An 11,008-nucleotide genomic window follows, 5' to 3' on the forward strand; every position below is an offset into this window, starting at 1 on the left:
CATGAGCGACATCCCGTCCGGCGCATTGGCGTCGGGAGAGTCCCGTGCGGTGAGCCTGCTGTCGCGGGTCATCCTGCCCCGTCCGGGTGAGCCCCTCGACGTCCGCAAGCTGTACATCGAGGAGTCGTCCACCAACGCCCGGCGCGCGCACGCCCCGACCCGCACCACGCTGGAAATCGGTGGGGAGTCCGAGGTTTCGTTCGCCACCTACTTCAACGCGTTCCCGGCCAGCTACTGGCGCCGCTGGTCGATCCTGACCTCGGTGGTGCTGCGCGTCGAGCTGACCGGCAGCGCGCGTGTCGACGTCTACCGCTCGAAGGCGACCGGCGCCCGAATCACCGTGGGCGGCAGCGAGATCGCCAGCGGCGACGACGGCCTGCCGGCAGTGGTCGAGTTCGAGATCGGGCTGGAGCCGTTCGAGGACGGTGGCTGGATCTGGTTCGACATCACCACCGACACCGCGGTGACGGTGCTGGGCGCCGGCTGGTACGCGCCCGTGGAAGCGCCCGGGCGGGCGAACATCACGATCGGTATCCCGACCTTCAACCGGCCGGCGGACGCCGTCAACGCGCTCGCGGCGCTGACGTCGGATCCGTTGGTGGACCAGGTGATCGGCGCGGTCATCGTGTCTGATCAGGGTGCGAACAAGGTGAAGGACCACCCCGACTTCGCGGCCGCGGCGGCCCCGCTGGCCGACCGGCTGGCCATCCACAACCAGCCGAACCTCGGTGGCTCCGGCGGCTACAGCCGCGTGATGTACGAAGCGCTGAAACACACTGACTGCGAACAGATTCTGTTCATGGACGACGACATCCGCGTCGAGCCCGACTCGATCCTGCGGGCGCTGGCGTTCAACCGGTTCGCCAAGACGCCGACCCTGGTCGGTGGCCAGATGCTCAACCTGCAGGAGCCCTCGCACCTGCACGTCATGGGCGAGATGGTCGACTCGGCCAACTTCATGTGGACGCACGCCATCAACGCCGAGTACGACCACAACTTCGCGAAGTACCCCCTCGCCGACGAGGAGGAGTACCGCAGCCGAATCCTGCACCGCCGCATCGACGTCGACTACAACGGCTGGTGGATGTGCATGATCCCGCGCGCCGTCGCCGAGGAGCTGGGGCAGCCGCTGCCGCTGTTCATCAAGTGGGACGACGCCGACTACGGCCTGCGTGCGGGCGAACACGGCTACCCGACGGTGACGCTGCCCGGCGCGGCGATCTGGCACATGGCGTGGAGCGACAAGGACGACGCCATCGACTGGCAGGCGTACTTCCACCTGCGCAACCGCCTCGTCGTGGCGGCGCTGCACTGGGACGGCAACATCCGTGGCCTGGTTGCGAGCCACTTCAAGGCGACCATGAAACACCTGCTGTGCCTTGAGTATTCGACGGTGGCCATCCAGAACCGGGCGATGGACGACTTCCTCGCCGGGCCGGACAACCTGTTCACCATCCTCGAGTCCGCACTGCCCGACGTGCGCGCCATGCGTAACGAGTACCCCGACGCCGTTGTGCTGGAAAGCGCCACCTCGCTGCCCGCGCCATCGGACAAGAAGTGGCGCCGGAAGGTCAAGATTCCCACCAGCCCGCCGGCCATCGCGATCCGGCTCACTCGTGGCGTCGTCAACCAGCTCAAGCCGCACGACCCGGAACACCATGTGCGGCCGCAGATCAACGTCGCGACGCAGGACGCCCGCTGGTTCTCGCTGTGCATGGTCGACGGTGTCACCGTCACCACTGCCGACGGCCGCGGTGTCGTCTACCGCCAGCGCGACCGCGAGAAGATGTTCGAGTTGCTGCGGGAATCGCTCAAGCGTCAGGCGCTGCTGGCCCGCAGGTTCAACCGCCTGCGGAAGGTTTACCGCAACGCGCTGCCGGAGCTGACGAGCAAGGAGAGGTGGGAGACCGTGCTGTTGGCCTCCCAGCCCGAATCGGCCGGTGCCCGGTGAGCCTCGAAGGCGCTGGAGGCATCGAGGGTGACGTCATTGCCGACGTCCCGCGCGGTGAGGACGCCATCCTGGTCGGCGTCCAGTCCGCACTGACCGGCCGTCCCGGCGTCCTCGCCGGCGCCCGGGTGCTGTCGTACTTCGGTGAGCACAGCCTGGGCTGGTTCGCCGTCTGTGGTCTGGGCGCGCTGCTGCAACCGCAGCGTCGCCGGGCCTGGGTGACGGCCGGTGTCGGCACCTTCTTCGCGCATGCGGCGGCCGTGCTGATCAAGCGGGTCGTGAAACGTGAACGCCCGCAACACCCGGCCATCGCCGTCAACGTCGGCACCCCGAGCCGGCTGAGCTTCCCGTCGGCGCATGCGACGTCGACCACCGCCGCCGCGATCCTCATCGGCCGGGCCACGGGCCTGCCGCTGCCGTGGTTCCTGGTGCCGCCGATGGCGTTGTCGCGCTTGGTTCTCGGCGTGCACTATCCCACTGACGTCCTGACCGGTGTCGTGGTGGGAACCGCGGTCGCCGAATCAGTCGGCGCGATTTCCGAGCGAACTGCAAAGCGCGAACCGAAGGCTGGGGCATGACCGAAGTGACGCAGGAGCTGGGGCCACCAAAGAACCTGGCCGCCGGCATCGTCAAGGCGCTGCGGCCGCGGCAGTGGGTGAAGAACGTCCTGGTGTTGGTCGCACCGCTGGCAGCCCTCGGCGTGCAGGCGCACTACAGCTACACCGAGGTGCTCAAAGCCGTCGGCGTCGCGTTCGTGGTGTTCTGCATGGCTGCGTCGTGTATCTACCTGATCAACGATGCCCGCGACGTGGAAGCAGACCGCCTGCACCCGACAAAGCAGTACCGCCCGATCGCCGCCGGCGTCGTCTCGGTACAGCTGGCCTACTCGCTGGCCGTCGTGCTCGGTGTCGGCTCGCTGGCCATCTCGTGGTGGCTCACGCCCAGCCTGGCGATCGTCATGGCCGTCTATATCGCGTCCCAGCTGGCCTACTGTTTCGGCCTGAAACATCAAGCGGTGCTGGACATCTGCATCAACGCCTCCGGGTTTCCGCTCCGCGGCATCGCCGGTGGTGTCGCCGCCGGCATCCCGCTGTCCAAGTGGTTCCTGCTGGTGTTCGCGTTCGGCTCGCTGTTCATGTCGGCCGGAAAGCGTTACGCCGAACTGCAACTCGCCGAACGCACGGGCGCGAAGATCCGCAAGGCACTGGAGTCCTACACCAGCAGCTACCTGCGGTTCGTCTGGACGCTGTCGGCGACTGCCGTGGTGCTCTGCTACGGCCTGTGGGCCTTCGAGGGCAACAAGGGCACGTGGTTCGCGGTGTCGTTGGTGCCGTTCACCATCGCGATCCTGCGTTACGCCGTCGACGTCGACAGTGGCGCGGCGGGTGAGCCCGAGGAGATCGTGCTGAACGACCGGGTGCTGCAGCTGCTGGGCGTCGCCCTGGTCGCGACGCTCGTCGCCGCGATTCTGCCCGGACTGATCCGGTGACCGATTCGCCCGCTCGGCAATTGCTGCGCGGGCCGGTCTTCCCGTATGGCCGGGCCGCGCGGATCAGTCTGTGGTTGAGCGTCGTGGTGTCCGCCGCACTGTTTGGCTGGGGCGCCTGGCAGCGCCGGTGGATCGCGGACGACGGCCTCATCGTGCTGCGCACGGTGCGAAACCTGTTGGCCGGCAACGGCCCCGTCTTCAACGTCGGTGAGCGCGTCGAGTCCAATACCTCGACGCTGTGGACCTATCTGGTCACCGTCGGTGCCTGGATCGGCGGCTCGGTGCAGCTCGAGTACGTGGCGCTGGTCTTGGCGCTGACGCTGAGTGTGGCGGGCCTGGTCTTCGCGATGCTCGGCACCGGCCGGCTGTACGCCCCCGGACTGCGCGGCCGCCGCGCGTTGCTGGTGCCGGCCGGCGCCCTCGTCTACATGGCCGTGCCGCCGGCGCGTGACTTCGCCACCTCGGGCCTGGAGAACGGCCTGATCATGGCCTACCTAGGGCTGCTCTGGTGGATGATGGTGTGTTGGTGCCAGAGCTCGATCGCTCCTCCCGTCCGCGGTGCCGTGCGCGCATCCGCCGAGGGCCGCGAAGCCGACGCCAATCTCACCAGCGCCCGGTTCGACGGCGCCCTGGCCTGTCTGGCCGGTCTGTCGGTCCTGGTGCGGCCCGAGTTGGCGTTGATCGGCGGGGTGGCCCTGGTCATGCTGCTGGTCGCGGCCCGGGGCCGGCGCCGCCGCGTCGTCATCCTGGTGGCCGGTGGCCTGCTCCCGATCGCCTACGAGATCTTCCGGATGGGCTACTACGGACTGTTGGTGCCGATCACGGCGCTGGCCAAGGACGCCACCGGGTCCAAGTGGCAGCAGGGCTTCGTCTACCTCGGCAACTTCAACCGGCCCTATCTGTTGTGGGTGCCTGCGGTGCTGACGGTGGCACTGGCGATTGTGTTGTTCGTCACTCACAGCCGGCCGTGGTGGGGCCAGTCGGCGCCGCGCGGCTACAGCACTCTGGCCCGCCGGATTCAAAGTCCCACTGCCGTAGTGATTTTCATGGCCGGCAGTGGCCTGGTGCAGGGCCTGTACTGGCTGCGCCAGGGTGGTGACTTCATGCACGGCCGGGTGCTGCTGGTTCCGCTGTTCTGCCTGGTCATCCCGGTTGCGGTGATTCCGATCGTGCTTCCCGACGGCAAGAACATCGCCCGCGAGGTCGGCTACGCGCTCGCCGGTACGACGGCGGCCCTGTGGCTGGCGGTCGTCGGCTGGTCGCTGTGGGCGGCCAACTCGCCAGGGCTCGGATATGACGCCACCCGCGTGACCTACTCCGGCATCGTCGACGAACGGCGCTTCTATTCGCAGGCCACCGGGCACGCGCATCCGCTGACGGCCGCGGACTACCTGGACTATCCGCGCATGCGGGCGGTGCTGGCGGCCATCGACAACACCCCGGTGGGGGCGCTGCTGCTGCCGTCGGGCAACTACGACCAGTGGGACGTGGTTCCGGCCATGCCGCCGCCGGTTCCGGACCCGACGTCGCCACCCCCGCCCAATTGGTTCGAAAAAGGTCCGCACACAGTCTTTTTCACCAACCTGGGCATGATGGGCATGAACCTGCCGCTCGAGGTCCGGGTGATCGACCAGATCGGCCTCGCCAACCCGCTGGCCGCCCACACGGCGCGGCTGGACGACGCGCGCATCGGCCACGACAAGGACCTGTTCCCGGACTGGGCGGTCGCCGAGGGTCCGTACCTGCGCAAGCGCCCGTGGATTCCGACGTACCTGGACGAGGACTGGGTGGCGCAGGCGGCGGTCGCGCTGACATGCCCGGAGACCGAGACCATGCTCAGTTCGGTGCGCGCGCCGATGGGCTTCCACCGGTTCATGTCAAATCTGGTACACGCGTTCACATTTACCCGTTACCGGATCGATCGCGTGCCGTTATACGAGCTGCACCGCTGTGGGCTCGATGTGCCTCCGAGGCTGTCGACCCCTTACACTGGCTTACCGGCTACCGGTCCGTAGTTTCAGCGCACGAGCGCTGGCACGGTCTGAAGCGTAGGTAACGCCGGTGAACCATGCGGCGATAACCACTCGGGCGTGTGCGCCCGGCCTGATCGTCACCTCAACGGCAGAGGCGGGGATGAGGGTTGTCCGTACGCCGTCATAGGAAAGATTAGGGAGCGGTATGAGTTTCGTTGGGAAGATGCGGTCGATGGCCAAGGCCATGCCGCGCCGGATGGCGGTTGCGGCCGTTGCCGCGGCAGCGCTGCCCGGTCTTGTCGGTGTCGTCGGTGAAACGGCGACTGCAGGGGCTTTCTCGCGTCCCGGTCTGCCGGTTGAGTACCTGCAGGTTCCGTCCGCGGCCATGGGTCGCGACATCAAGATCCAGTTCCAGAGCGGTGGCGCCGGCTCGCCGGCCGTCTACATGCTCGACGGTCTGCGTGCGCAGGACGATTACAACGGCTGGGACATCAACACCGCCGCCTTCGAGTGGTACAACGGCTCGGGCATTTCGATGGTCATGCCGGTCGGCGGCCAGTCCAGCTTCTACAGCGACTGGTACAAGCCGGCTTGCGGCAAGGCCGGTTGCTCCACCTACAAGTGGGAGACCTTCCTGACCCAGGAGCTGCCCGCTTACCTGCAGGCCAACAAGTCGGTCAAGCCGACCGGTGGCGCTGCTGTCGGTCTGTCGATGGCCGGTTCGGCCGCGATGACCCTCGCCATCTACCACCCGCAGCAGTTCATCTACGCGGGCTCGATGTCGGGCTTCCTGAACTTGTCCGAGGGCTGGTGGCCGTTCCTGGTCAACATCTCGATGGGTGACGCCGGCGGCTACAAGGCCGACGACATGTGGGGCTCCACTGGCGACCCGAACAACGCCTGGAAGCGCAACGACCCGTTCGTCAACATCGGCACCCTGGTCGCCAACAACACCCGTCTGTGGGTCTACTGCGGCGACGGCAACCCGAGCGACCTGGGCGGCGACAACGTGCCGGCCAAGTTCCTGGAGGGCCTGACCATCCGCACCAACCGCACCTTCCAGCAGACCTACCTGGCTGCCGGTGGTACCAACGGTGTGTTCAACTTCCCCAACAGCGGCACCCACGACTGGGGCTACTGGGGCCAGCAGCTGCAGGCCATGAAGCCTGACCTGCAGCGTGTGCTGGGTGCTTCGGGCCAGGCGTAACAACCTGATCCCGAGGTAAATCCTCTGGCAACAACTCGCACTGGCGGCGGCGACCTTCACGGGTCGTCGCCGCCAGTCGTTTATGCCCTGACCGGCCCACACCGCGGCACCCCGTGGCAACGTTCCCTCCCGTTGTTCGGTCACCATCCGCCGAGGTGATGTGGTTCACTACAACGCGGGTTCAGGACGCTCGACGATCACGAACAGGTGAGGTTGGTTATGGGGCTGCAGGCAATGCGGGGGATGTTCCGGACGATGGCTGGGACGGCGGCGGCGGTTGTGCTCGCCGGCGGCCTGCTGACGGGTACCGGAACGGCCCGGGCCGCGGGCGTGGAGACGCTGATGGTGCCCTCGGCCGCGATGGGCCGGGACATCCCGGTGACGTTCCAGGCCGGCGGTCCGCACGCGGTGTATCTCCTCGACGCCTTCAACGCCGGCCCCGACGTGAGCAACTGGGTCACCGCGGGCAATGCCATGGGCACGCTGGCCGGTAAGGGCATCTCGGTCGTCGCACCGGCCGGCGGCGCGTTCAGCTTCTACACCAACTGGGAGCAGGACGGCAGCAAGCAGTGGGAGACATTCCTGAGCCAGGAGCTCCCGGACTATCTGGCCGCCACCAAGGGCCTGGCCCCCAACGGCCACGGCGTCGTCGGTGCGGCCCAGGGCGGCACCGCCGCGCTGGCCCTGGCCGAGTTCCACCCGGACCGGTTCCGTTTCGCGGGCTCGCTGTCGGGATTCCTGACCCCGTCGTCGACGACGTTCAACGGCGCCATCACCGCCGGGATGCGCGAGTTCGGCGGCGTGGACACCTACGGCATGTGGGGCGCCCCGCAGCTGGGCCGCTGGAAGTGGCACGACCCGGATGTGCACGTGAGCCTGCTGAACCAGAACAACACCCGGATCTGGGTGTTCAGCCCGTCGACCGTCACCTGCAGTGACCCGGCCGCGATGATCGGTTACTGCGACCAGGCGCAGGGCAGCAACCGCGCCTTCTACGCGCACTACCGCAGCGTCGGCGGCCACAACGGGCACTTCGACTTCCCCGACGGCCCGCAGCACGACTGGGGCAGCTGGAGCGGTCAGCTCGGTGCCATGTCGGGCGAATTGGTGAGCGTCATCCGCTAGTTCCACCGGAGTGATATTGCCGACGGAACCCGTCGGTGTGACCAGTCCGTGATGCCTGCTGACTAGATTCGGATGACAACCGTTTGACTCAGCCCGCAGGAGACCTCACACCACATGGCCACCAATAATCGGCGCCGCCGCCATCGCATCCTTGCCATTGCCGCGGCGGGCGCGGTGGCGCTGCTGGTCATCGTGGTCGCTTTCGCGATCGTGGTGTGGCTGCGTCAGCCCGGCGAGATTCCGGGCCCGACGCCGCCGTCGGCGCAGCCGCCCACCTCGGGTCCCACCACGAAGCCGTCCAAGCCACGGCCGGCGTACCAGTCGGCCGACTGCCCCGATGTGCAGCTGATCTCGATCCCGGGCACCTGGGAGTCGTCACGGGCGCTCGACCCGCTGAACCCGACGCCGTCGTTCCCCATCGCGCTGCTGCTGAACGTCAGCAACCCGCTCGGCCAGCAGTTCGGCGCCGACCGGTTGGCGCAGTACACCGTGCCCTACACCGCGCAGTTCCATAACCCGCTGGCCGCGGACAACCAGATGTCGTACAACGACAGCCGCGAAGAGGGCAAGAAGAAGGCAGTCGAGGAGATCACCGCGATCAACGAGCGGTGCCCGCTGACGAGCTTCGTGATCATCGGCTTCTCGCAGGGCGCGGTGATCGCCGGTGACATCGCCAGCGACATCGGTAACGGCCGCGGTCCCATCGACCAGGACCTGGTGCTGGGCGTGACATTGATCGCCGACGGTCGCCGTCAGCCCGACGTGGGCAAGGACATCGGTCCGAACCCGCCCGGACAGGGCGCCGAGATCACACTGCACGAACTGCCGCTCGGCATGCTGGGGCTGAACATGACGGGACCGCGTGTCGGCGGCTTCGGCGCGCTCAACGACCGGGTCAACGAGATCTGCGGAAAGGGCGACCTGATCTGCGCGGCGCCGACCGAGGCGTTCAACGTCGTCAACCTGCCCAGCACGCTCGCGACGCTGTCCGGCAGCGCCGCGGGACCGGTGCACGCGTTGTACAACACGCCGCAGTTCTGGACCCTCGACGGCCAGACCTCGACGCAGTGGACACTGAACTGGGCCAAGCAGCTCGTCGAGGATGCGCCGCACCCCAAACACGGCTGACATCACAGGTTGGCTACTGGTCAGTACAAAACAGGTGGGGCGATTTGGCCTGCGAATTCGCGTCACCTAACATTAAGAGATAGCTAAGAGCACGGTCTTATCATCGACCCGTGCATCTTGGGGTGGCATATCGCTACTGCCCGGTACCATTTGCCGGGATTTGGCGTGACTGGCTGCACACGACGTAGCCAGAACGGCAGGCTGTGACAGGAGATTTTTGATGGCGTTCCACAACCCGTTCATCAAGAACGGGAAGATCACCTTCCCGGACGGCGCCGGCATCGTGAAGCACGTCGAACGCTGGGCGAAGGTCCGCGGCGACCGGCTGGCGTTCCGGTTCCTCGACTTCTCCATCGAGCGTGACGGCGAGGCCAAAGATCTGACCTGGGCCCAGTTCAGCGCCCGCAACAAAGCCGTGGCCGCGCGTCTGCAGCAGGTCACCGAGGTCGGCGACCGCGTCGCGATCCTGTGCCCGCAGAACCTCGATTACCTCGTCGCGATGTACGGCGTCCTGTACTCCGGCCGCATCGCCGTGCCGCTGTTCGACCCGTCCGAGCCGGGCCACGTCGGCCGCTTGCACGCCGTGCTCGACGACTGCAAGCCGTCGGCCATCCTGACCACCACCGCCGCTGCCGAAGGCGTGCGCAAGTTCTTCCGCAGCCGCCCGGCCAACGAGCGTCCGCGCGTCATCGCCGTCGATGCCGTGCCGAACGAGGTAGCGGCCACCTGGATCCCGTTCGAGGACATCGACGAGAACACCGTCGCCTACCTGCAGTACACCTCGGGCTCAACCCGCATCCCGACCGGTGTGCAGATCACCCACCTCAACCTGGCCACCAACGTGGTCCAGGTCGTCGAAGCCCTGGAAGGCGAAGAGGGCGACCGCGGTCTGTCCTGGCTGCCGTTCTTCCACGACATGGGTCTCATCACCGCGCTGATCGCGCCGATGATCGGCCACAGCTTCACGTTCATGACCCCCGCGGCCTTCGTGCGCCGGCCCGAGCGCTGGATTCGCGAGATGGCCCGCAAGGACACCGACACCGGTGGCGTCATCTCGGTGGCCCCGAACTTCGCCTTCGATCACGCCGCGGCCCGTGGCGTGCCGAAGGAGGGGAACATCGACCTGTCCAACGTGAAGGCCGTGCTGAACGGCAGCGAACCGATCTCGGCCGCGACCGTGCGCCGGTTCAACGAGGCCTTCGGTCCGTTCGGCTTCCCGTCAAAGGCAATCAAGCCCTCGTACGGTCTGGCGGAGGCCACGCTGATGGTGTCGACGACCCCGTCGGCGGCGGAGCCGACCATCGTGTCTGTGGATCGCGACGCCCTCAACACCGGCACCTTCGTGGTGGTTCCGGACGACTCGCCGAAGGCTGTCGCCCAGGCCGGCGCCGGCAAGGTCGGTGTCGACGAATGGGCCGTCATCGTGGACGCCGAGACCGCCACCGAGCTGCCCGACGGCCAGATCGGCGAGATCTGGATCAGCGGCGCCAACATGGGCACCGGCTACTGGGGCAAGCCCGAGGAGACCGTCGAGACGTTCCAGAACACCCTCAAGTCGCGCACCAGCCCGTCGCACGCCGAGGGCGCGGCCGACGACGCCACCTGGGTGCGCACCGGCGACTACGGCGCCTACCACGACGGCGAGCTGTACATCACCGGCCGCGTCAAGGACCTGGTGATCATCGACGGCCGTAACCACTACCCGCAGGACCTCGAGTACTCGGCGCAGGAGGCCAGCAAGGCGTTGCGCGTCGGTTACGTCGCGGCGTTCTCGGTGCCGGCCAACCAGCTGCCCGACGAGGTCTTCGCCGACGCCCACTCGGGCCTCAAGCGCGATCCCGACGACAGCTCCGAGCAGCTGGTCATCGTCGCCGAGCGGGCCCCGGGCGCGCACAAGCTCGAACCGCAGCCGATCGTCGACGACATCCGGGCCGCCATCGCGGTCCGTCACGGCGTCACCGTGCGCGACGTGCTGCTGACCGCGGCCGGCGCCATCCCGCGCACCTCCAGCGGCAAGATCGGCCGCCGGGCCACCCGTGCGGCGTACCTGGACGGCACGCTGCGCAGCGGCAAGGTGGCCAACGCCTTCCCCGACGATCTGAACTGACCCACACCCGGCAACCCTGTCCGGCGGCGAA

The 11,008-nt window shown here is 67.5% G+C and carries 8 protein-coding genes; all 8 read left to right on the forward strand.

Annotated elements, in window-relative coordinates; translation table 11 throughout:
• The first annotated feature begins 1 nt into the window (after position 1).
• The 8 genes from ACJH6I_RS11640 to fadD32 all read left to right on the forward strand — a co-directional run bounded on the left by ACJH6I_RS11640 (position 2) and on the right by fadD32 (position 10,977).
• Positions 2 to 1,951 (forward strand): glycosyltransferase, encoded by a 1,950-nt coding sequence (locus tag ACJH6I_RS11640; protein ID WP_061007003.1) that lies wholly within the window; start codon positions 2 to 4, stop codon positions 1,949 to 1,951.
• Positions 1,952 to 1,986: 35 nt separating this feature from the next.
• Positions 1,987 to 2,526, forward strand: coding sequence for a phosphatase PAP2 family protein (locus tag ACJH6I_RS11645; RefSeq protein WP_061007007.1), 540 nt, complete (start codon positions 1,987 to 1,989; stop codon positions 2,524 to 2,526).
• The gene (locus tag ACJH6I_RS11650; RefSeq protein ID WP_061007002.1) at positions 2,523 to 3,437 is read left to right on the forward strand and encodes a decaprenyl-phosphate phosphoribosyltransferase; all 915 of its coding nucleotides are present in this window, start codon (positions 2,523 to 2,525) and stop codon (positions 3,435 to 3,437) included. The genes ACJH6I_RS11645 and ACJH6I_RS11650 overlap by 4 nt, the downstream gene beginning before the upstream one ends.
• The gene (zomB, locus tag ACJH6I_RS11655) at positions 3,434 to 5,452 is read left to right on the forward strand and encodes a flagellar motor control protein ZomB (protein WP_406784088.1); all 2,019 of its coding nucleotides are present in this window, start codon (positions 3,434 to 3,436) and stop codon (positions 5,450 to 5,452) included. Before ACJH6I_RS11650 ends, zomB begins: the two co-directional genes overlap by 4 nt.
• 163 nt (positions 5,453 to 5,615) lie before the next feature.
• Positions 5,616 to 6,617, forward strand: coding sequence for an esterase family protein (locus tag ACJH6I_RS11660; RefSeq protein ID WP_029104783.1), 1,002 nt, complete (start codon positions 5,616 to 5,618; stop codon positions 6,615 to 6,617).
• Positions 6,618 to 6,872: 255 nt separating this feature from the next.
• Positions 6,873 to 7,742: an alpha/beta hydrolase-fold protein gene (locus ACJH6I_RS11665; protein ID WP_234785360.1), complete on the forward strand. Its 870-nt coding sequence runs from the start codon at positions 6,873 to 6,875 to the stop codon at positions 7,740 to 7,742.
• A gap of 114 nt (positions 7,743 to 7,856) precedes the next feature.
• A complete protein-coding gene (locus tag ACJH6I_RS11670; RefSeq protein ID WP_267325952.1) occupies positions 7,857 to 8,870 on the forward strand; it encodes a cutinase family protein in 1,014 nt (337 codons plus the stop codon).
• A gap of 220 nt (positions 8,871 to 9,090) precedes the next feature.
• The gene (gene fadD32, locus ACJH6I_RS11675) at positions 9,091 to 10,977 is read left to right on the forward strand and encodes a long-chain-fatty-acid--AMP ligase FadD32 (RefSeq protein WP_406784089.1); all 1,887 of its coding nucleotides are present in this window, start codon (positions 9,091 to 9,093) and stop codon (positions 10,975 to 10,977) included.
• Positions 10,978 to 11,008: the final 31 nt, after the last annotated feature.

Origin of the sequence: Mycobacterium sp. SMC-13 (genome assembly GCF_045311035.1) — a bacterium.
GTDB lineage: Bacteria > Actinomycetota > Actinomycetes > Mycobacteriales > Mycobacteriaceae > Mycobacterium.

Excerpts from the sequence above, each read along its gene's own strand:
- ACJH6I_RS11640 (WP_061007003.1), top strand. The coding sequence starts at position 2 with ATGAGCGACATCCCGTCCGGCGCATTGGCGTCGGGAGAGTCCCGTGCG.
- ACJH6I_RS11650 (WP_061007002.1), top strand. The coding sequence starts at position 2,523 with ATGACCGAAGTGACGCAGGAGCTGGGGCCACCAAAGAACCTGGCCGCC.
- ACJH6I_RS11660 (WP_029104783.1), top strand. The coding sequence starts at position 5,616 with ATGAGTTTCGTTGGGAAGATGCGGTCGATGGCCAAGGCCATGCCGCGC.
- ACJH6I_RS11665 (WP_234785360.1), top strand. The coding sequence starts at position 6,873 with ATGGCTGGGACGGCGGCGGCGGTTGTGCTCGCCGGCGGCCTGCTGACG.
- ACJH6I_RS11670 (WP_267325952.1), top strand. The coding sequence starts at position 7,857 with ATGGCCACCAATAATCGGCGCCGCCGCCATCGCATCCTTGCCATTGCC.
- fadD32 (WP_406784089.1), top strand. The coding sequence starts at position 9,091 with ATGGCGTTCCACAACCCGTTCATCAAGAACGGGAAGATCACCTTCCCG.